This is a genomic window from Pseudonocardia sp. TRM90224 (genome assembly GCF_021245725.1).
Lineage (GTDB): Bacteria > Actinomycetota > Actinomycetes > Mycobacteriales > Pseudonocardiaceae > Pseudonocardia.
This window is the reverse complement of sequence record NZ_JAJGSX010000057.1, coordinates 1-20,501: the sequence shown is the minus strand read 5'-3', so window position 1 is coordinate 20,501 and position 20,501 is coordinate 1. Positions and strand designations below refer to the sequence as shown.

General features: G+C 72.8%; 23 protein-coding genes. 9 read left to right on the top strand and 14 right to left on the bottom strand.

The genetic code is table 11. The features are described 5' to 3' along the window. Positions 1–7 precede the first annotated feature (7 nt). Complete coding sequence (locus LL648_RS39730; protein WP_232668135.1) at positions 8–1,015, top strand: aldose epimerase family protein; 1,008 nt, start codon at positions 8–10, stop codon at positions 1,013–1,015. Positions 1,016–1,035: 20 nt separating this feature from the next. On the opposite strand, the gene LL648_RS39725 is transcribed toward LL648_RS39730, so the two are convergent. Beyond that, positions 1,036–1,257, bottom strand: a complete 222-nt coding sequence (locus LL648_RS39725; protein WP_232668134.1) for a hypothetical protein — start codon at positions 1,255–1,257, stop codon at positions 1,036–1,038. An 82-nt stretch (positions 1,258–1,339) separates the two neighbouring features. Continuing rightward, the gene (locus tag LL648_RS39720) at positions 1,340–1,894 is read right to left on the bottom strand and encodes a hypothetical protein (protein ID WP_232668133.1); all 555 of its coding nucleotides are present in this window, start codon (positions 1,892–1,894) and stop codon (positions 1,340–1,342) included. 114 nt (positions 1,895–2,008) lie between these two features. Between LL648_RS39720 and LL648_RS39715 the strand changes: the two genes are divergently transcribed. Further along, entirely contained in the window at positions 2,009–2,587 is a 579-nt protein-coding gene (locus LL648_RS39715) for a TetR/AcrR family transcriptional regulator (protein WP_232668132.1), read from the top strand. An 8-nt stretch (positions 2,588–2,595) separates the two neighbouring features. On the opposite strand, the gene LL648_RS39710 is transcribed toward LL648_RS39715, so the two are convergent. Together LL648_RS39710 and LL648_RS39705 are read right to left on the bottom strand one after the other, a co-directional pair. Then, entirely contained in the window at positions 2,596–3,027 is a 432-nt protein-coding gene (locus LL648_RS39710) for a hypothetical protein (protein WP_232668131.1), read from the bottom strand. Positions 3,028–3,106: 79 nt separating this feature from the next. After that, complete coding sequence (locus LL648_RS39705; RefSeq protein ID WP_232668130.1) at positions 3,107–4,027, bottom strand: NADP-dependent oxidoreductase; 921 nt, start codon at positions 4,025–4,027, stop codon at positions 3,107–3,109. Positions 4,028–4,132: 105 nt separating this feature from the next. Here LL648_RS39705 and LL648_RS39700 point away from each other — a divergent pair, with 105 nt between their 5' ends. Together LL648_RS39700 and LL648_RS39695 are read left to right on the top strand one after the other, a co-directional pair. Next, positions 4,133–5,056 carry an AraC family transcriptional regulator gene (locus LL648_RS39700; protein ID WP_232668129.1) on the top strand — a complete coding sequence of 308 codons (924 nt, stop codon included), beginning with the start codon at positions 4,133–4,135 and terminating at the stop codon, positions 5,054–5,056. A 377-nt stretch (positions 5,057–5,433) separates the two neighbouring features. Next, positions 5,434–5,865 (top strand): hypothetical protein, encoded by a 432-nt coding sequence (locus LL648_RS39695; protein WP_232668128.1) that lies wholly within the window; start codon positions 5,434–5,436, stop codon positions 5,863–5,865. Between the two features lie 4 nt (positions 5,866–5,869). On the opposite strand, the gene LL648_RS39690 is transcribed toward LL648_RS39695, so the two are convergent. From LL648_RS39690 to LL648_RS39680, 3 genes are read right to left on the bottom strand one after another with little or no spacing between them, the layout of a single operon-like run. Continuing rightward, entirely contained in the window at positions 5,870–7,345 is a 1,476-nt protein-coding gene (locus tag LL648_RS39690; RefSeq protein WP_232668127.1) for an aldehyde dehydrogenase family protein, read from the bottom strand. Further along, positions 7,342–8,040 carry a class II aldolase/adducin family protein gene (locus LL648_RS39685; protein WP_232668126.1) on the bottom strand — a complete coding sequence of 233 codons (699 nt, stop codon included), beginning with the start codon at positions 8,038–8,040 and terminating at the stop codon, positions 7,342–7,344. Before LL648_RS39685 ends, LL648_RS39690 begins: the two co-directional genes overlap by 4 nt. Continuing rightward, positions 8,037–9,275, bottom strand: coding sequence for an MFS transporter (locus LL648_RS39680; RefSeq protein ID WP_232668125.1), 1,239 nt, complete (start codon positions 9,273–9,275; stop codon positions 8,037–8,039). Before LL648_RS39680 ends, LL648_RS39685 begins: the two co-directional genes overlap by 4 nt. 127 nt (positions 9,276–9,402) lie before the next feature. Here LL648_RS39680 and LL648_RS39675 point away from each other — a divergent pair, with 127 nt between their 5' ends. Genes LL648_RS39675 through LL648_RS39665 form a run of 3 tightly spaced genes read left to right on the top strand, consistent with a single transcriptional unit; the run spans position 9,403 to position 12,880 of the window. Then, positions 9,403–11,061 (top strand): FAD-dependent monooxygenase, encoded by a 1,659-nt coding sequence (locus LL648_RS39675; protein WP_232668124.1) that lies wholly within the window; start codon positions 9,403–9,405, stop codon positions 11,059–11,061. 15 nt (positions 11,062–11,076) lie between these two features. Further along, entirely contained in the window at positions 11,077–12,042 is a 966-nt protein-coding gene (locus tag LL648_RS39670; protein ID WP_232668123.1) for a VOC family protein, read from the top strand. A 1-nt stretch (position 12,043) separates the two neighbouring features. Continuing rightward, positions 12,044–12,880, top strand: a complete 837-nt coding sequence (locus LL648_RS39665; RefSeq protein WP_232668122.1) for a fumarylacetoacetate hydrolase family protein — start codon at positions 12,044–12,046, stop codon at positions 12,878–12,880. Between the two features lie 14 nt (positions 12,881–12,894). Here the strand turns inward: LL648_RS39665 and LL648_RS39660 are convergent, their stop codons facing one another. Genes LL648_RS39660 through LL648_RS39640 form a run of 6 tightly spaced genes read right to left on the bottom strand, consistent with a single transcriptional unit; the run spans position 12,895 to position 18,187 of the window. After that, a complete protein-coding gene (locus LL648_RS39660; protein ID WP_232668121.1) occupies positions 12,895–13,704 on the bottom strand; it encodes an IclR family transcriptional regulator in 810 nt (269 codons plus the stop codon). 14 nt (positions 13,705–13,718) lie between these two features. Further along, entirely contained in the window at positions 13,719–13,841 is a 123-nt protein-coding gene (locus LL648_RS44670; RefSeq protein ID WP_255687428.1) for a hypothetical protein, read from the bottom strand. Further along, a complete protein-coding gene (locus LL648_RS39655; RefSeq protein WP_232668120.1) occupies positions 13,838–14,941 on the bottom strand; it encodes an iron-containing alcohol dehydrogenase family protein in 1,104 nt (367 codons plus the stop codon). The genes LL648_RS44670 and LL648_RS39655 overlap by 4 nt, the downstream gene beginning before the upstream one ends. Continuing rightward, entirely contained in the window at positions 14,938–15,909 is a 972-nt protein-coding gene (locus LL648_RS39650) for an amidohydrolase family protein (protein ID WP_232668119.1), read from the bottom strand. The genes LL648_RS39655 and LL648_RS39650 overlap by 4 nt, the downstream gene beginning before the upstream one ends. Continuing rightward, the gene (locus tag LL648_RS39645; RefSeq protein WP_232668118.1) at positions 15,906–16,853 is read right to left on the bottom strand and encodes an MBL fold metallo-hydrolase; all 948 of its coding nucleotides are present in this window, start codon (positions 16,851–16,853) and stop codon (positions 15,906–15,908) included. The genes LL648_RS39650 and LL648_RS39645 overlap by 4 nt, the downstream gene beginning before the upstream one ends. 26 nt (positions 16,854–16,879) lie before the next feature. Then, entirely contained in the window at positions 16,880–18,187 is a 1,308-nt protein-coding gene (locus LL648_RS39640; RefSeq protein WP_232668117.1) for an MFS transporter, read from the bottom strand. Between the two features lie 95 nt (positions 18,188–18,282). Here LL648_RS39640 and LL648_RS39635 point away from each other — a divergent pair, with 95 nt between their 5' ends. Further along, positions 18,283–19,395, top strand: a complete 1,113-nt coding sequence (locus LL648_RS39635; protein ID WP_232668116.1) for an NAD(P)-dependent alcohol dehydrogenase — start codon at positions 18,283–18,285, stop codon at positions 19,393–19,395. A 9-nt stretch (positions 19,396–19,404) separates the two neighbouring features. Here the strand turns inward: LL648_RS39635 and LL648_RS39630 are convergent, their stop codons facing one another. Continuing rightward, complete coding sequence (locus LL648_RS39630; protein WP_232668115.1) at positions 19,405–19,800, bottom strand: PPOX class F420-dependent oxidoreductase; 396 nt, start codon at positions 19,798–19,800, stop codon at positions 19,405–19,407. A gap of 67 nt (positions 19,801–19,867) precedes the next feature. On the opposite strand from LL648_RS39630, the gene LL648_RS39625 reads away from it, so the two are divergent. Continuing rightward, complete coding sequence (locus LL648_RS39625) at positions 19,868–20,290, top strand: VOC family protein (RefSeq protein WP_232668114.1); 423 nt, start codon at positions 19,868–19,870, stop codon at positions 20,288–20,290. Positions 20,291–20,501 lie beyond the last annotated feature (211 nt).

The following is a 20,501-nucleotide window of genomic DNA, read 5'->3' as shown; positions in this document are numbered from 1 at the left end:
CGTCCAGGTGATCGGCATCCGGTCGTCCGGGCTCGAACTGGGCGTGGAGCCGCGCGGCGCGCGGATCGCCCGGTTGCGGGCGCCGGACCGGGCGGGCTGGTGGGACGAGGTCGCCATCGGACTGGCCGACTACGCGGACGACCGCAACTTCGTCGGCGCGATCGTGGGCCGCTACGCCAACCGGATCGGCGGCGGCCGGTTCACCCTCGACGGGCGGGAGCACGTGCTGCCGCGCAACGAACCGGGCGCGACGCTGCACGGCGGGCCGGGCGCGTTCGACTGCGCGATCTGGCAGGCAGAGGATGTGCAACCGGGAGTGGACGGTGGCGCGGTGACGCTGCGGCACGTCAGCCCGGACGGGGAGAACGGCTTCCCCGGCACGCTGCAGGCCGCCGTCACGTACACCGTGCGCGGGCCCGACCTGCTCGTCGAGCTGGAGGCGACGACGGACGCGCCGACCGTCGTCAACCTCACGCAGCACGCGTACTTCGCGCTGCACGGCGGGGCGGGGTCGGTGGAGGACCACGAGATCACCGTGCACGCCGACTCGTACCTGCCGATCGACGCCGACCTGGTGCCCGAGGGCGGCCCGGCTCCGGTCGAGGGCACGCCGTTCGACCTGCGCCGGCCCGTGCGGCTGGGGGAGCGGCTACGTGATCCGCACCCGCAGCTGCAGCGGGCCCGCGGGTACGACCACACGTTCGTGCTCGGCGGGCGAGGGCCGCGCGAGGATGACCTGCCGATCGCCGCGCACGTGCGGGAGCCGGCGTCCGGGCGCACCCTCACGCTGTTCACCGACCAGCCGGGGCTGCAGGTCTACTCGGGCAACATGCTCGACGGCAGCGTGCTCCGCCACGACGGGCGGCCGGTGCGGCAGGGCGACGCCTTGTGCCTGGAGCCGCAGCAGTTCCCCGATGCGCCGAACCGGCCCGACTTCCCGTCGCCGGTGCTGCGCCGGGGTGAGGTCTGGCGGTCGCGGACACTGTTGCGGTTCGGCACGGACCGCGGCGCCTGATCAGTGGTGTTCGGGGCTCGTCAGCACTTCCCCGAGAACTGCTGGTAGCACCCGCCCGTCGAGCGCGGGCAGGAGCGGATCCAGAACAGCGAGCCCACGCTGCCGAGGCTGCAGCACGCGTAGTCGGTGCACGACGAGCCGCACCGGTTCATGCACGCGTCCGCGGCCGCCATCGCCGATGTCGCCGGCACGACGACCTGCAGCAGCCGGTCCGCGAGCCGTCCGATACCTGTGATCATCATGCTTCCTCTCGTCGGGTACTCGGTATTCCTAACCACGGGCACCGCGCACGAACAGGAAAGACGAGCGGCAATCGGGGATCGCTCAGTTCCGGGTGGCTGCGCCGCCCAGGCGCAGCGCCGAGACGAGGAAGAAGATCCCCCCGAGCGTTGCGTAGCCGGCGACGCTCGCGAGCGAGGGCTCCGGCGCGGCCGCCATCAGGACGAAGCTGGTGCCGGCGAGCACGGAGAGGCCGCCGCTGAGCATCATCGGCCATTGGCCGCCCAGCGTCCGCCTGTTGATCGCGACGACGAGCTGGACGATGCCGGCCACCACGGCCCACGCTCCCCAGACACGCAGGACCGCGGGAATCCCCGAGGTGGCGGCGACGCCCAGTCCGATCGCGGCGAGCGAGCTGATGGCGATGTTCACGTACAGGCCCCACCGCGACGAAGACCTCGACGCACGGGCATCGACGACGGCGCTGGCCACGTCGAACAGCGGGTACAGCACGACGAGGACGGCGCCGACCGGCCCGAGCTGGCGCCCGGCCACCACCAGCAGGGCCGCCCAGACGATCGCGAACGCGAACCGGACGAAGTAGAGCCGCCGCAACACCGGTGCGAAGCCGATGGCGGTGGGGGTGGCGATGGTGCTCATGGAGGGGCTCCTCGAAGTCGAGATAGAACGTTCGGTCTTGCTGTCCTTCATCACGCTGGCAGAGCGACACCGCGGTTGTCAAGAACGAACGTTCTGTCTGGTAGTTTGCCGAGGGTGAGTGATCGACCGCCGTCCGAGGCTCGAACCCGGCTGCTGGGCACGGCGAGCCGCATCTTCTACGCCGAGGGGCTGCATTCGGTCGGGGTCGACCGGATCATCACGGAGGCGAGCACGACCCGGGCGACGTTCTACCGCCATTTCCCCGGCAAGGAAGACCTCGTCGTCTCGTATCTCGCGGAGGCCGATCGGGCGCTGCGCGACCGCTTCGAGAGTTCCCGGGCTGGTGGTGAGTCGGGCGGCGGTTCGGCTGTGGATGCCGTTCGGGCGGTCGCTGCCGACATCGCCGACGACGTCCGGCGTCCGGGCTTCCGCGGTTGCGCGTTCCTCAACGCCGCGGCCGAGTACCCCGACCCGGCGCATCCGGTGCACCGCCAGGTGCTGGAGCATCGCCAGTGGTTCCTCGAGGCGGTCACCGAACTGCTCGCCCAGGTCGGGGACGCCCCGGCCGGGCCGGCGGGCCGACACTTCGTGATGCTGCGGGACGGCGCGATGGTCGCCGGCTGCCTGTCGGATCCGGACCCGGTGCGCGAAACCTTCCTCGCCGGCGTCGAGGCGCTCCTGCGGCTGAGGTGACGCGTCGGTCAGGTGCAGTACTCGCCGCTGTCCCACGGTGCGCAGAACGCCATGTAGTCGCCCGGCTCCAGCGTCACCCAGCACTCGTCGTCGTCATCGTCGACGATGAGCCCGAAGGCCGTGCCGAACCGTTCGACCGAGAAGGGCGCTATGACGATCCGATCGATCGTCACTTCGCCGAGCGCGGCCAGGTGGCTGTCATAGCGCTCCCGTAGTCGGGCCTCGTCGAGCGACGCACGCGGCCCGAAGTCGTCGATCCTCGCCTCGACGAGCGCACCTTCGGCGTCGAAGAGGAAGAGGGCGACGAACTCGCGTCCCGGATCGGGCTCGTTCTCCGCAACGAACGGTGTGGTGAGGAAGAACTGCAGACCGTCCGCGGTGTGGCCGACGTGCTCGGCGTGGTGGTCGTCGGGATCTAGGGCGATCAACGCCGGAGGCATGGCGCGCACGGTAGCCGTTGACAACGACGTTCTGGCTGTTGTTAGCGCTCACAAACAGCCAGAACGTCGTTGTCGACGGTCAGGGGAGCAGGACGATCTTGCCCCGGGTGTGGCGCTCCATCAGCTGCCGGAACGCGCTGCGGACCTCGGTGAGCGGGTAGGTCGCCGCGATCGGGACGTCGAGCTCGCCGGCCGCGACGAGCTTCGTGAGCTCGCCGAGCACCTCGACGGTCGACCCCGTAGCCGAGCCCTCGGTCTTGACGCCGGTCCGCCCGGCGGCCTCCCAGTCGATGATCGTGTTGATCCGGTCCGTCGCGACGCCGAGCTCGACCGCGATGTCGACGTAGCCGCTGCCGAAGGTGTCGACGAACGCGTCCACCCCACCGGGCGCCGCGGCCCGGATGCGGTCGACAACACCGTCGCCGTAGGCGATCGGGACCACCCCGTGCTCGGCGAGCCACGCGTGGTTGGCCTCTCCGGCGAGTCCGATCACGGTCGCCCCGGAGTGCCGCGCGAGCTGCACCGCGATCGACCCGACGCCGCCTGCGGCGCCCGAGACGACCACCGTCTCGCCCGCGCCGGCACCGACCGCGCGCACCGCCGCGAAGGCGGTCCCGCCCGCGACGAGCAACGCGCCGCCGACCTCCCACGGCACGTCAGGGTCGCGGCGCACCAGGTGCCCCTCGGGCACGACGACCAGCTCGGCGTGGCTGCCCCGGGTGTCCACCCAGCCGATCACCTCGTCGCCGACCGACCACGTCGACCCGCCTTCCCCGACCTCCTCGACGACCCCCGCGAGGTCGCTGCCCTCGCCCGAGGGGAACGTCGCGGGCCAAATGTCGTGCATCACGCCGCTGCGGATCGCGTTCTCACCAGGGTTGATCCCGGCCGCTCTGACCCGGACCAGTACCTCGTTCCGACCCGGCCGCGGCCGCGGAACATCCCGGACGTGGAGCACGTCGATGTCCCCGTACTCGTCGAACTGCACTGCGAGCGCCATGGTCGCCCTCCTCGGTTCGTGATTTGCTGTACGACCACTTCACCTCGGTTCGCTGCACTCTTCCATGCTGGATCGGCTCGATGACGTATGCGATCGTCTCAAGTCATGGACGTTCTCACGGACATGTTGCAGCGTTCCCGCGCTCGTGGCGCCGTGTTCTCGCACTCGACGGCGCAGGGTGATTGGGGGATCCGGTTCCCGAGCGGGGCGAAGCTCGCGATCCACGGGATCCTCGGCGGCGAGGCGTACACGTGGGCCGACAGCCCGGACGATCCGCGCCGGGTGCTGACCGGCGACCTGGTGCTGGTCCGCGGGCCGTCGTCGCAGCACATGGCGCACGCGCCCGGCGCCAGGCTGGTCGAGTTCGAGAGCGCCCCGGCGACCGGCCCGGCCGGCGGCGCGGTGCGCAGGCACTTCGGGTCGGGCCCCGGCCAGCCGACGACGTTCTTCTGCGGTGCCTACACGTTCGACGGCGAGCTCTGCAGCGGGCTGCTCGCCGGCCTGCCCGACCTGACCGTCGTGCGGCCCCGCGCCGGCTCGAGCCTGCGCTCGACGCTGGACGTCTTCACGAACGAGCTGCTGCAGTCGGCGCCCGGGCAGCAGGCGCTGCTGGACAGCCTGCTGGACGTCGTGTTCATCCAGGCGCTGCGCGAGCAGCTCGCGGTCGACCTAGAAGCGGCACCGGCCTGGTACCGCGCCATGGGCGATCCGGCGGTCGGGCCGGCGCTGCGCGCGATCCACGCTGACCCGCGGCGGACGTGGACCGTCGCCGGCCTCGCCGCGGAGGCCTCGCTGTCGCGGGCGACCTTCGCCCGGCGCTTCACCGGCCTGCTCGGCGTCGCCCCGCTCACCTACGTGCTGGACTGGCGGATGGCGCTGGCCCGCGAACAGCTGCGCGACGGCGACGCCGGGCTGGCGGCCGTCGCCCACTCGCTCGGGTACGCGTCGGAGTTCTCGTTCGCCGCCGCCTTCAAACGGCACCACGGCGTGGCGCCGGGGCGGTGGCGAGCGGCCGTGCCGACGGGCTGAGCGTCCGTGTGCAACGTCGACCCCGAACCGGCCGCACGGATTGGCGTGGTCGCCTCATGGAACCTTGTGGTTGATCCACAGGGCTCCGTGACGACCACACGGTTCCATGTGGCGTACGGCGCACGGTCGGCCACCTGCCCCGGGTGCGTGTGGAGGGCAGGAAAGCCACTTTCCTGCCCTCACAGGGCCTGAAAGTGGCTTTCCTGCCCTTGCGTGCGGAATGCACACATCTCGTGGTGGTCCGGAGGGCCATGGCTGACTTTCCTGGCAACGGTGTGCGGCCCGCACGCATTCCTGGGTCGGCCGGCATGCCCGGCGGGTCAACCCTGCTGCGCAGCGGGCTGGGGGCCGTGATCCCCGGCTGCTGCACTCATCTCATGTGGACTCGATCGATCCGCCGGTTCCTCGTCATCGCGACGACGGCAGCCGCAGCCCTGGCCACCGTCCCGTTCGGGTCGAGCGGGGCGGCCGCCGCCACGGGTTGGCAGGACTTCGGCGACTGGAAGGAGACCGAGGCGTTCAAGATCAAGTGCCGGACCTACGTCGAGGCCGTGCCCGACGGTGGCCAGTTGCTGATCACGCATGCCGTCACGTGCGATCACAAGGTGGGCATCGCCTTGAACGGTGCGGTCTTCGGCCCGAACTCGGACCTGAGGGGCAAGGTCTGCGAGGTGCTCGCCGCCCACGAGCCGTGCGTGCTCTCCTACCGGATCGGCAACCCCGCCGGGCGCCAGGAGTTCCGGGTCAGCACGACCTCGAACCTGATCGGCGACGAGCTCCCGGCCGCGACGATCCGCTTCACCACCTGAGTGCTCAGCGATAGGCGAGGTGCACGGCCTTGGTCTCGGTGAAGCTGAGCAGCTCCTCCACGCACTCCTCGCGGCCCAGCCCCGAGGACTTGACCCCGCCGAACGGCGTGCCGACGTAGTGCCGCGACGAACCGTTGATCCAGACGTAGCCGGCCTCGACGGCGGCGGCGACGCGGTGGGCGCGGCGGACGTCGTTCGTCCAGACGGCGGCGGTGAGGCCGTACTCGACCCCGTTGGCGATCGCGATAGCCTCCTCCTCGGTGTCGAACGGGATCACCGAGAGCAGCGGGCCGAACACCTCCTCCTGGGCGATCCGCATCCCAGGGGTGACACCGGTGAAGACCGTCGGCGGCACGATCAGCGCGTCGCCCTCGACGGGCGTGCCGCCGACGGCGACCCTCGCCCCCTCGCCCCGCGCGATGTCGAGGTAGCGCAGCACCTTGGCGTACTGGTCCTGGGAGACGAGCGCGCCGACGTCGGTGGTCTCGTCGAACGGGTCGCCGATGCGCATCGCGCTGATCCGCGCGACGACCTCGGCCACCACCCGGTCGTGCAGGCTGCGGTGCACCACCAGCCGCGACGTGGAGCCGCACGACTGGCCGGACCAGGTGAAGTTCATGCCGCGCACGGCCGCCTCGGCGACCTCGACCGGGTCGGCGTCGGGGAAGGCGAGCAGGGCGTTCTTGCCGCCCAGCTCCAGGCTGACGTCCTTGATGCCGGTCTGCGCAGCCGCCTCCTGGATCTTCTGCCCGGTGGGGGCGGAGCCGATGAAGGCGATCCGGCGGATCTGCGGGTGCCGCACGATCGCCTCGCCGGTCGCGGGGCCGGCGCCCGTCAGGATGGAGACGACGCCCGGCGGCACCAGGTGGGCGATCAGCTCGCCCAGCCGCAGCGCCGAGAGTGGGGCCTGGTGCGGCGGCTTGAGCAGCACGCAGTTGCCCGCGATCAGCGGGGCGGCGATCTTGCCGGCCGCGAACATGATCGGGTGGTTGTAGGGCACGATCCGCGCGACGACGCCGATCGGCTGCAGTGTCGTGTAGTGCACCGCGCCCTCGGAGGCCGGGATGGTCTGCCCGGTCAAGGCGTGCGCGGAGTCGGCGAAGAAGTCGAGCATGGCGGCGCCCGAGACGGCGTCGGCGCGGGCGAGCCGGGCGATGTTGCCGCCGTCCAACGTGTCCAGCGCGCCCAGCTCGGCGGCGTGCGTACGCACCCGGTTCGCGATCTCGCGCACGGCCGCCACCCGCTCGGGCAGCGGCGTCGCGGCCCAGGCTGGGAAGGCGGCGCGGGCGGCTTGCACGGCCGCGTCGACGTCCGTGGCGTCCGCGTCGGGCACGGTGGCGATCACCGCGCCGGTGACGGGCGACGGGTCGCTGAACGTGGCACCCGACCGGGCCGGCACCAGCTCGCCGCCCACGAGCAGGCGCCAGTCGTGCTTGCGGGTGGTCGCGGCCAGTTCCCCGGCGATCATCTCGGCGGTCATGTCGTCTCCTCGGGAAGGCCGGCGGCGCGAAGCAGGTAGCGCCAGCCGGCGTCGATCTGGGTGGGGTTCCAGCAGGCGGCCCGCTTCGCCGCGCACTCGGCGGCGTCGGACCAGCTGCGCAGCTCGCCCGCCGCCATGGCGGTGAGCTGCGTGCGGCAGGCGCGGTCGAGCAGGATCGCGTGCATCACTGCCTGCCCGACCGACGCGCCGACGGTGACGAGGCCGTGGCGCGGGAGCAGTACGGCGGGCGCGTCGCCGAGCGCTGCGGCGACGTCCGCGCCCAGCGCCGCGGTGCGGATCAGGCCGCCGGTGCCGCGGAAGCGCGGGACGTCCGGCTCGCTGAACAGGACGCCGTCGTGGTCGAGCGCGCGCAGCGGTACGTCCAGTGCGGCGAAGGCGGTGGCGGCGTGGGAGTGGGTGTGGACGACGGCCCCGACGTCCGGTCGGGCCCGGAGGATCCCGGTGTGGATCGGGTACTCGATGTGGCGCCGGCCGGTGCCCGCGAGCACGTCGCCGTCGGGGGAGACGAGCACCACGCGGTACTCGGTGACCTCCTCGAACCCCCAGCCGGCGGCCTTGGTCCAGATGCCGGCGCCGTCGGGGTCGCGCACGGCGGCGTGGCCCCACACGAGATCGCCGTGGCCCGCCACGGCCAGCGCGCGATGGGCAGCCACGACCTGCGAGACGGGCGTCATGATTGCGCCTGCCTCCCCCGCACGGCGAGCACGACCATGACGGCGGCCGCCACCAGCGCGCTCGCGGCGAAGGCGAGGAACACCGCGCGGGGCCCGAGGTCCGCGGCGAGGATGGCACCGCCGAGCGCCGGTGCGACGACGGCGCCCGCACGGCCGGTGCCGTTGGCCCAGCCGACGGCCGAGGCGCGCATGCGGGTGGGGTAGGAGTCGGCCACGGACGCCAGTATCAGCGTCAACGCGGTCTGCGCGGCCGTCCCGATGACGGCGACGGTGCCGAGCAGCACGCCGGTGTTCTGCGGGCCCGCCGCGCAGACCAGGATGCCCGCCGCGGTGAACACCCCGCAGACGGCCGCGACCTGGCGCAGCCCCCATCGCTCGGCCGCGATCACCAGCACGAGCGAGCCGACGACCGCGCCCGCGTTGAGGCACAGCGAGAAGCCCAGCGCGGAGCCGAGCGGGTAGTCCATCTCGCGCATCAACGTGGTCAGCCAGGTGTTGAGGCCGTACCACGTGAGCAGGTTGGCGAACGTCGCCACGGCGAACAGCGCAGTCAGCAGGGCCCGGCGCTCGCGGAAGAGCGCCGCGAAGGCGGCGACCGGCGACGGCCGCTCCTCGACGGCGGTCATCCGGTGGCTCGCCGACTCCGGCAGGCCCAGCACCGCCAGCACCAGCACGACCAGCGAGATCGCGCCGCCGGCCAGGAACATGATCCGCCAGCCGTGCGTGGGCAGCAGCACGATCCCGAGGAGTGAGGCAGCTGTCCCGCCGATCGGGATGCCGGCCATGAGGATGGTGACGACCAGCCCGGTCCGTCGCGGCGGCGTGTGCTCCTTCGCCAGCGCGATCGCCGCGGGGATCACCGCGCCCATTCCGACGCCGGCGAGCAGCCGGGCCAGGCCGAGCTGCCAGGGTTCCTGTGCGAGCCCGCACACCACCGTCCAGGCCGTGAACCACGCGACGGCAACGGTGACGAAGGGCCGACGACCGACCCGGTCGCAGACCGGCCCGCCCGCCAGCGCGCCGACCAGCATGCCCAGGTAGACGAGGCTGCCGATGGAGCCGGCGCTCGCGCTCGTGAGGCCCCAGCCGGGCTCGGTGAGCAGCTGCGGGAGCAGGGCCCCGTAGACGATCAGGTCGTAGCCCTCGGCGATGACGACGAGTGTGCCCAGCGCCACGACCTGCCACGTGCGCATTGCGGGTTGCTCGGTCCTCGTGGTGGCGGGTGGTGCGGACATGTCGTACCCCACTCCGGTGAGCTGCTCGGGACGGTACTGTCTCTAAATTCAAGACACAAGTCCTTGTTAATAGGACACCCGCTCGCTACCGTCGTCCCACGACAGCGAGACCGGACGGAGGTGGCCCGTGGGGACACGGACGGGGGATGGCGCGACCGATGTGGTCGGGCAGGTCGTGATCGGCCCAGTCGTGATCGTCGGGGCGGGGCCGGTCGGGATGGCGGCTGCCGCGCTGCTGGCCGCGCGAGGCGTGTCGGTTGTCGTGCTGGAGCGCAACGCGACCACCAGCGACGAGCCCAAGGCGATCAGCATCGACGACGAGGCGCTGCGGACGTTCCAGGCGGCGGGGCTCGCCGGGCGGCTGGAGCGGATCATCGTGCCGGGCACCGGCACGCGCTACTACGACGCCGCGGGCCGGCCGGTCTTCCAGGCCCGAGCGGGCTGGCCCTACCGGCTCGGGCACCCGTTCAAGAACCCGTTCGCGCAGCCGGACCTCGAACGCGAGCTGGCCGAGCACCTGCGCGGCTGCCCGTCGGTCACGTTGCGGATGGGCACCGAGGTCGCCGCGATCCACCAGGACCCGGACGGCGTCACCGTTACCACCGCAACCGGCGCGACCGTGCGTGCGGCCTACCTGCTGGGCTGCGACGGCGGCCGGTCGACGGTCCGCGAGCAGCTCGGCGTCCGGATGGTCGGGCGCAGCTTCGACGACGTCTGGCTGGTCGCCGACGTGCTGGGCGACCCGCACGACGAGCGCTACGGCATGCACCACGGCGATCCCGCGCGGCCGACTGTGATCGTCCCCGGGCGCGACGGGCGCTGCCGCTACGAGTTCCTGCTGCGGCCGGGCGAGGGCGAGGCGGGCGCGCCGCCGGCGTTCGCGCTGCTCGCGCGCCTGTTGCGGCCGTACCGCCGGATCACCCCGGAGCAGGTCGAGCGCTGCGTGGCCTACCGCTTCCACGCGCTCGTCGCCGAGCGGTTCGCCCTCGGCCGCACGTTCCTGCTCGGCGACGCGGCGCACATGATGCCGCCCTTCGCGGGCCAGGGCCTGAACTCGGGGATCCGCGACGCCGCCAACCTGGCCTGGAAGCTCGCCGATGTGCTGGCCGGTCGGCTCGACCCGGCGGCGCTCGCGACGTACGACACCGAGCGGCGCCCGCACTCGGCGGCGACCGTGCGGCTGTCTGTCCGGCTGGGCCGGGTCGTGATGACCACCGACCCCCGGCTGGCCGAGCGCCGCGACCGGGTCGTCGAGCGGATCCTGGCCGCGCCGGAGGGGCGAGCCCACCTGGAGGAGATGCGCTACCGGCCCGCACAGCACTACCGCGCCGGCATGGTCGTGCCCGGGCCGGTCGGCGGCGTGCCGTTCGGTCAGCCCCGCGTGCACGACACCCGCGCCGCCCGCACCCGCATGCTCGACGACGTGCTCGGCACCGACTGGGCGCTGCTCGGCGTGGACGTCCCGGCCGGGGCGCTGGTCGAGGCCGCCGCGCTGACAGCGGCGCTCGACCCCGTGGTCGCGCACGTCCCCGCCGACGACCGGCTGCCGCGCTCGACCGCCGGCCTGCGCGCGCTGGTGGATCTCGACGGCGCGCTGTCCCGCGAGGCCGAGCCCTACCGCGGCCGGATCGTGCTGCTGCGGCCCGACCGCTTCGTCGCCGCCGCCTGGCCGGTCGAGGCCGTGACCTCAGGCGCCCTGCGCGCCGACCTGACCACCGCCCTGCACGTCACCACCGCACTGCACGTCGCCGAACCCGCCAGGGCCGTGCTGCCCTGCGCTGGATGAGCGGAAAGGAATCCGATGACCGCCGAACTGACCGTAGATCTGAGCACGGGGGCCACGTCCGTCCTCGCCGAGGGGCCCGCGGCCGGCACGCTGCGCCGGACCGCCACCTCACACCTCGGGCTGCGGGTGCCCGACGTCGCCGCCGCTACCGAGTTCTACGGCCGCATCCTTGGCCTGCGCCTGCACGAGGAGCTGTCCGACGGCGGCGCCCGGCTGGGCTGGGGGAGCGGGCACCACGTGCTCGACCTGCGCCCCGGCGCGCCGGGTGTCGACCACATCGCGTTCGAGGTGCGGGACGAGGGCGGCCTCGCCGCGCTGGCCGAGCGCCTGCGCCGCGCGGGCCTGCCCGTCGCCGCGCTGGACGCCGCGCTGCTCGACGAGGCGGTGCCCGGCACCACCGGCATCGCGACCGTCGACCCGGACGGCCTGACCGTGCAGTTCCACGGCCCGGTCCGCCGGGCCGGCGAGCACGCCGCCGACACCGGCCGGCGTCCGGTCAAGTACCAGCACGTCACGCTGGCGACCGGCGACGTGGCGCGCAAGGTCGCCTTCTACACCGACGTCTGCGGCTTCCGGATCTCCGACCAGCTGGCCGACGGGCGGTTCGCGTGGCTGCGCAGCGACCGCGACCATCACACGCTCGCGGTGGTGAACTCCGGCTCGGACACCGGGCTCGACCACTACTCCTACGACCTCGCGGAGTGGGAGGACTTCAAGACCTGGTGCGACCGGCTCACCGAGGAGGGCGTCGACGTCACCTGGGGCCCCGGCCGCCACGGCCCCGGCAACAACCTCTTCGTCTTCTTCGACGACCCGGCCGGTCACCACATCGAGCTGTCGGCGGAGATGGAGAGGTTTCACGACGACCGGGTCGCCTACACGCCTCGCCGCTGGGAGCCCGTCCCGGCCAGCGTGAACCTCTGGGGCGGCCAGCTGGCGTCGTGGCGCAAGACCTCGGGCAAGACCTCGGAGGAGAGCTGAAATGCGGTACGTGACGTTCGAGCACGACGCTCGGCGGCGGATCGGACGGGTCGAGGACGACGTCGTGCAGCCATTGGCCGGGCCCGCCGAGCTGGGCCGCGACACCCCCGTGGACGTGCTCGCCGCGCTGGCCGCGGACGGCGCGCCGGTGCCGCGGGAGGCGGTGCGGCTGCTGCCGGTGGTCCCCGACCCGAGCAAGGTCTTCTGCGTTGGGCTGAACTACCACTCCCACATCGGCGAGACCGGCCGCGAGCTGCCGACCTACCCCGTGCTGTTCCCGAAGTACGCCTCCAGCCTGGTCGGACCGGCCGACGAGATCGTGCTGCCGCCGGAGTCGCACCAGGTGGACTACGAGGCCGAGCTGGTGGTGGTCGTCGGCCGGGCCGGGCGCCGGATCCCGTACGCGACGGCGCTCGACCACGTGCTCGGCTACACCGTCGCCAACGACGTGACCATGCGCGACTACCAGTACAAGACCCATCAGTGGATGCAGGGCAAGGCGTGGGACCACTCGACGCCGCTCGGCCCCGAGCTGGTCACGCCCGACGAGGCGGACGTCTCCGCGGCGCCGGTGCGGACCGTGCTCAACGGGCGGACCCTGCAGGATTCGGACACCTCGAAGCTGATCTTCGACATCGCGACGCTCGTCGCGACCGTCTCCGAGTTCACCGAGCTGCTCCCCGGCGACCTGATCCTCACCGGCACACCCGGCGGCGTCGGCTACCGCCGCGACCCGCAGGTCTTCCTCCAGGACGGCGACGAGGTCGTGGTCGAGGTGGGCGGGGTCGGCCGCCTGGTCAACCGCGTGCGCGCCGAGGCGCCGGTCCCCGTTGCCTGAACCTGCGTCGGGGGTCAGCCGTCGATCTGGGCGAGCCGCTCGCTGATCGTCGTCGCCGCGCGGCACACCTGCATGCGGATCTCGTCCTCGTCCTGGCGGGAGACCCGCGAGGCCACGGCCGCGACGCTGACCGCCGCGACAACGGCGCCGGCGGCCTCGCGGATCGGGGCGGCGCGGATCGGGGCGGCGATGCCGAGCACGTCGTGGTCGAGCTCGGAGCGGGTGATCGAGTAGCCGTCGGCGCGGATCTGCTCCAGCCGCGCCATGAGCGAGTCGACGTCGGTGAGCGTGGACGCGGTGAACCGCTGCAGCCGCACGCCCTCCAGCAGGGCGCGGGCGTCGGCCGGGTCGGTCCAGGCCAGCAGCACCAGCGCCGAGGCGCCGGCGTTCACCGGCAGGGTGGCGCCGCGCTCGTAGGAGATCCGGACGCGATGCGTCTCCGATTCGGCGCGATCGAGGCAGATCACGAGGTCGCCGACGCGCCGGGTGAGCAGCACCGTCTCGTGGACGGTCGCGGCCAGCTCGGTCAGCACCGGCATGGCGATCTCCGAGAGCCCGTAGGTGCGCCGGGCCAGCCGGGCCAGCTCGAGCAGGCGCAGCCCGAGCCGGAAGCCGCCGCCCGGCGCCTCCTCCAGGTAGCGGTTCGCGATCAGCGTCTGGATGTAGCGGTAGCCGGTCGAGCGGGCGACGCCGAGGTGCGCGGCCACCTGCGTCGCGGAGACGACCGGGATGTCGTCGCTGAACATGCCCAGGATGTCCAGGGCGCGATCGGCGGTGGAGTTGCGCTCGCGGTACCCGGTCGTGCGCGACGGCTGTCCTGACATGCGGGAAGGATAGCTCAGAAGGGATAGGTGGGGATCTTGCCCCTGACGGTGACCCATTGCTGCCCTTGGTGGAACGAGCCGAACGCGCCCGCGCAGAGCCGGTTGGCCCAGCGCTCGTCGTCGAGCAGGCCGGTCATACGACGGCCCCGGCGAGCAGCTCCCGCAGCTCGTCGTCGGTGGATGCGCGGCCGTTGTTCAGCCGGAACGGGTGCCCGGTGCTGGCGGTGACCATGGCGTCGACCTCGGCCGGGCCGACGGAGCCGGACGGGAACACCGCCGCGAAGCCGAGCGCGTCGTACAGTGCGGGCAGCTCGGCGACCAGCTCGGCCACGTCCGGTTCGGAGAGGTCGGCGTTGAAGCGGGCGACGTGCGGCAGCAGCACGCCGTTCTGCAGGCCGTGCGGCAGGTGCACCGAGGGGGCGGTGGACAGCGCGTGCACCAGCGTCAGCCCGGTGTTGCCGCAGGCCATGTTGGCGGCGCAGGCCGCGTCGAGCAGCTCCTGCAGCACCTCGTCGTTGCCGCCCTCGGCGTTGCGGCCGGACGCGACCCCGTCGACGGCGACGGCGAGCCGGTCCAGGACCGTGCGGGCCGCGGCGAGGCCGAGCGCCCGGGTGAACGCCGACGCCCGCCGGGCCCACTGGGTCTCCAGGCCGTGGGCGAGCGCGTCGAGCCCGGCGTGCAGCATCGGGGCCCTGGGCAGACCGCGAAGGACCGTGCCGTCGAGCAGGGCGGTGTCGGGCTCGCAGCCCGGCGACCTGACGACCAGCTCCTCCGGCCGGCCGGCCTCGTGCAGGACCAGCACCTGCGAGACCTCGCTGCCGCTGCCCGCCGTCGTCGGGACCGCGATCGTGGGCGCCGGTGGGATCGGCACGTTCCCGACCCCGGCGTAGCGGTCGATCCGCTCGGGGTTGGTGAGCCGGATCGCGACCGCCTTCGCCGCACCCTGCGCGCTGCCGCCGCCGACGGCGAGCACGGCGTCGCACCCGTGCTCACGGGCGATCGCCGCTGCCCGCTCGGCCGCCGCGACGTCCGGATCGGGGTCGACGGGCACGGTCACCGCGACGAGCGCGGGATCGACGGGCGCCAGCACCGTCGCGAGCAACCCGGCGTCCAGCACCCCGCGATCGACGACGACCGCGATCCGGCGCGCGCCGAGCGCGGCCAGCTCGGCCGGCAGCAGGGCCAGGCTGCCCAGCCCGCTGACGACCTTCGTGGCCACCGAGAAGGTGGTGATCACGAGCGCGCCCCGACCGTCGCGCGGGCGAAGAGCGCTTCGGCGTTCGCCGAGTCGATCCGGGCCCGCAGGTCGGCGTCGAGCAGGTCGCTGGAGTCGAGCCGCTCCGCCAGCCGCACGCACGCGTCCGGCGGGGTGAACGGGTAGTCGCTGCCGTAGTGGATCCGGTCGGGGTCGGCGACCGAGAGCAGCGACCGGAGCAGCTCGTGCACCGGCGCGCCCGCGAGATCGAAGTGCAGTGCGCGCAGCGCCTCCCGCATGCTTGGCGGCGCCGTGCCGTCCCCAGGGCCACCCTCGGCGAGGATGGGTAGCAGCAGCTCGATCCGGTTCGCCAGCACCGGCAGTGCCGCGCCGGCGTGCGGCACGATCACCCGCAGGTCGGGGTGTCGCTGCAGCACCCCGGAGAGCACCAGGTCGGTGATCGAGCGGGTGGTCTCGAACAGGAACTCCAGCATCGGGCGCGGGTAGCCGAGCGCGAGGTGTTCGGCCTCGAACGGCGTGGTCGGGTGCACGAACACCGGCACCCGACGGGCCGCGGCCAGCGCGTAGAGCGGCTCCAGCGCCGGATCGCCGAGGTACTGCCCGCGGGCGTTCGTCTCCACGACCAGCCCGTTCGCACCGAGGCGGTCCAGCGCGTGCTCGGCCTCGGCGGCGGCTGCGTCGACGTCCGGCAGCGGCACGCTCGCGAACCACGCGAACCGCTCCGGGTGGTGGGCGGTGAGCTCGGCCGCCTCCTCGTTGCACCGGCGGGCCAGGGCTGCCGCTGCGGCGTCGTCCCCGAAGTGCACACCGGGGGAGGAGATGGACAGGTAGGAGCGGCTGACGTGCAGCCGGTCCATCGTGGCGAGCGCCTCCTCGGCGCTCCACGGCGGGATCGCCTTGATCCCGTCCGGACGCGACAGGCCGGCCTCGACCAGCGCCGCGCGGTAGAAGTCGGGGACGAAGTGGACATGGACGTCGATGCGGGTCATGGCCGCACCGCCGCCGGCTCGGCCGGGACCGCGCGCTCCAGCTCGCTCGGCAGCCAGGCGTAACCGTCGCCGTCGCGGCGCAGGTGGCCCAGCCCCGGGAACGGGAAGTGGTAGCCGAGCACGGCGTGCCGACCCCCGTCGACCATCTCGTAGACGCGCCTGCGTTGCGCGGTGGCGTCGGGGCCGTGGAAGTCGAACTGGAACGCCCAGTCCGGGCGCTGCAGCAGCAGCACCTGGTGGTGGCACAGGTCGCCCCAGCAGACGATCGTCGCGCCGCCGCTGGTGATCCGGTAGACGAGGTGGCCGGGGCTGTGGCCCGGCGTGGCGACCGCGGTGATGCCGGACGCGACCTCCGCCCCGTCGTCGAGGAACCGGATGCGGCCGGCCTCGGCGTAGGGCACCAGGTTCTTGTGGGCGCCGCGGAAGTGGTCCTTCCGGTGCTCGTCGGGGGCGTCGGCGACCCGGCCCAGGTCCGTCCAGTGGTCGAACTCGGCGCGGTGCAGCGCCACCACCGCGTTCGGGTAGAGCGGGCGGCCGTCCGGGTCGACGAGGCCCCAGGCGTGGTCGGGGTGCGCGTGCGTCAGCGCGATGACGTCGATGTCGCCGGGGTCGATGCCCGCCATCCGCAGCGCCGGCAAGGCCTGCCCCGTGCCCGGCCCGAAGAAGCCGCGGCCGAGCGCCGGGTCGGTACCGACGCCGGTGTCGAACTGCACCAGCTCCGCGCCGGTGTCGACGACCAGGATGTTCTCGTTGAGCCGGACCGCCTCCGGCGAGAGGTGGTGCTGCACGAGCAGCGCGTCGACCTCGGCTGGATCGGCGGTGGGGAAGTTGTCCCTGGCCGGGCCCATTTCGAGCAGGCCGTCGCTGACGACGGTGCACTCGAAGCTCCCGTGGCGGAAGCGGGCGTAGGGCGCGGGACGGTCGGTGGGCGGGTGCGCGCTCATGGCGGCTCCTCCTGGCTCGAACTGGCTCAGTGGGCGCGGGCCGCGGACCCCGCGACCCGGGCGAAGACGGTGATGACGACGAGCGCGAGCAGCGCGGACACCCCGTAGAGGGCGAAGACGCCGTACGGGCCGGGACCGGCCAGCACGATCCCGCCGAGCACGGGCCCGAGCGCGCCGAAGTAGGACATGCCGTTCGTCCAGCCCATGGCCGTGCCGCGCGCGGCAGCCGGGAAGAGGGTGCTGACGGCGGCGTTGAGCAGGTTCGCCGTCGAGTGGCCGCCCATGCCCATCAGGAAGATGCATACGAGCAGCACCGGGAGCGATCGGCCCGCGACGAGCACACCCGCGAGCCCGACGACGGTCGGGGCGGCGGTCACCGCGCCGACGTGCAGCACACCCCACCGGTCGGCCCAGGTGGCGGTGGCCATCGACCCGATGATGGCGCCGGCCGTCAGGGTGAGCGAGAACGTCAGCGCCGAGGTCAGCGGGTACTGCAGCGCGCTCATGGTGGCGACGAGCCAGACGTTGAGGCCGAACCAGGTGAACATGTTCGGGACGGCGACGGCGGCGGCCAGCAGGGCGAGCAGCGTGCCGCGCCCGGAGAACACCGCGCGCAGGGTCGACGGCCGCTCCACGGCCGGTGTCGCGCGCTCCTCCTCCGCCGCCTCTTCTTCTAGGCGGAAGGCCGCGCTGCACAGCAGGATCAGCAGCGTGAGGCCCGCGCCGAGGAAGAACATCGGGCGCCACCCGAAGGCCGGCATGATCACGATGCCGAGCAACGCCGCGACCGTGCCGCCGATCGGGATGCCGGCCATCGTCACGTTCACCACGAGCCCGACGCGGTGGGCCGCTGCGTGCCCGCGGGAGATCGCGAGCGCGGTGACGACGGCGGCGCCGACGCCCAATCCCGACACCAGCCGCGCGACCCCGAGCGCCGTACCCGAACCGGCCAGACCTGCCCCCAACAGGCCAAACCCGAACACGGTGATCGCGGCCAGCAGCACGGGCTGGCGGCCGATCCGGTCGCCGAGCACCCCGCCGCCGAGCGCGCCGAAGAACATCCCGACGTAGACGAGGCCGCCGACGACCCCGGCGGACGCCGCGGCCAGCCCGAGCGAGCCGTCGGCGAGCAGCAGCGGCACGACGGAGCCGTACACGATCAGGCTGTAGCCCTCCATGACCGTGATGACGGTGCAGATCAGGATCGCGAGGCCGCCGCGGGCGACGGGCCGGGGCCGGTGGAGTGCAGCCGGGCGAGGGGATGTGGCGGGGGCGGGTACGGCCATGTCGGCCTCCGGGGTGACGCGGATGGGGGTGAACGTGCCGGGAACCATGGCATCCTGTTTTTCAGGTGTCAATGCCTGTTTATCGAGACATCCAGTTGTTAGGCTCCTCGATGTCGGGTCCTGCCGTCGACGAAGGGGTCTTCATGAGCGCCACGACAGCCGCGGTCGTCTGGGAGCAGGGCGGCCCGTTCACCCTCGACGAGGTCGAGCTCGCGCCGCTGTGGCCGGACGAGGTGCGGGTGCGACTGTTAGCTGCGGGTATGTGTCACACCGACCTCAGCGTCGTGCACGGCGTCACGCCGTTCCCGCTGCCGGGGGTGCTGGGGCACGAGGGGGTCGGCGTGGTGCTGGAGGTCGGCGAGCGCGTCGGCCGGACCCGGCCGGGCGACCGGGTGCTGCTGACCTTCACGTCGTGCGGGCGGTGTCCGTCATGCAGGGACGGCCATCCTGCCTACTGCGACGATCATCTTTCGCTGAACCTGCTCGGCGGGCGCCGGGCGGACGGCACTGCCACCGTCCGCCATGGCGACACCGAGCTCAACGCGCACTTCTTCGGGCAGTCGTCCTTCGCCCGTGAGGTGCTGGCCGACGAGCGCGGCGTCGTCGTGCTGCCCGCGGACCTGCCCGACGACGAGCTGCCGGTGCTCGCCCCGCTCGGCTGCGGCATCCAGACCGGTGTCGGCGCGGTGCTGAACGTCCTGCGGCCGCGACCCGGGTCGACGCTGGTCGTCACCGGTGCCGGCGCGGTCGGGCTCGCCGCGGTGATGGCTGCGCGGCTGACCGCCGTCGCGCGGATCGTGGTCGTCGACCGGGTGCCGAGCCGGCTGGCGGTGGCGCTCGAGCTGGGCGCGACGCACGTCGTCGACACGACCTCGCAGTCGATCACCGCCGGGGTGCTGGCGGCCACCCGCGGCCGGGGCGCCGACCACGTCGTCGAGACGACCGGCGCGGTCCCGGTGCTGGACGAGGTGATCGACGCGCTCGCCGTGGGCGGCTGCTGCGCCGTGGTCGGCGCCCCGCGCACGGGCAGCCGCAGCAGCTTCGACGTGCCGAAGCTGCTGCCGGGCCGCACGATCCGCGGCGTGACCCTCGGCGACGGCGAGCCCGAGACCTTCCTCCCGTTCCTCGTCGACGCCTACCGCCGCGGCGTGCTGCCGATCGACCGGATCCAGCGCCGCTACCGCTTCGAGGAGATCAACGACGCGGCTCGGGACGCGGCGTCGGGGGTGACGATCAAGCCGGTCCTGGTCTTCTGACCAGGTGTGTCATGCGGCGTAGCCCGTCACCTTCGTCGGGGTCACCCGCACCACCACCCGCACGAACCCCTCCGGGTCGGGGTCCTTCGGCTTGCCGTCGTACTTCCACGACAGCTCGTCGTCGAGGGCCAGCGCGTTCTCCGTCGTGATCGTCGCCGTGCCGCGGATCTCCGCGTAGCTCTCCGGATCGGCGAGATCGAAGATCGTGATGCTGACCCGCGGATCGCGGCGCAGGTTGCGCTCCTTCAGGCGGCCGGCGACCGTGCAGAACAGCAGCTCGTCGCCGTCGCGGCCGATCCACATCACCGACGACTGCGGGCTGCCATCGGCCCCGATCGTCGTCAGGACCGGGTAGTTCTTGCCGTCCACGAGCGCGCGCACCTTCTCGTTCAACCCGATGCTCATGACCCGCAGCCTACGAACCGGATCGGTTAGGACCGTGGCTGTCCTCTCCTTTCGAGACGCTTCTCCCATGACCGACGCACAGCGCCCCGCATCCCTTCACGTCTACATCGGCTACCGCGACGCCCCGGCCGCCCTCGGGTGGCTGGAGCGGGCGTTCGGGTTCGAGACCACCATGCGGTGGCCCGACGAGAACGGCGGCATCCTGCACGCCGAGATGCGTCGAGGCGACGCGGCGTTCTCCCTGTTCAGCGGCGACTACGAGCGACTCGCCAGGCACGGCGAGACGGTCGGCCACGGGTTCTGGATCGCGTTGCCCGACAAGGCCGACATCGACGCCGTGTTCGCCTCTGCGCGGGAGGAGGGCGCCACCGTGATCCTGGAACCGCACGACACCGAGTGGGGCAACTACCGCTGCCGCGTGCTCGACCTCGAAGGCTACGAGTGGGCGTTCGGCACGCACCGGCCGGGGGAGCCGCAGGACTGGGGCTGACATCTCCTGGATGTGTGCGACCTTCCGCGGAGGTCGAACGCGGGATGGGTACGGGACCCACTCGTTGCCAGGAAAGTCCGCCATGGCCCTCCGGGCCGCCAGTGAGGGATGAGAATCCGTGCTGGGGGCTGGGGGTGTGCGTTCCGCACACAAGGGCAGGAAAGCCACTTTCAGGCCCTGTGAGGGCAGGAAAGTGGCTTTCCTGCCCTCC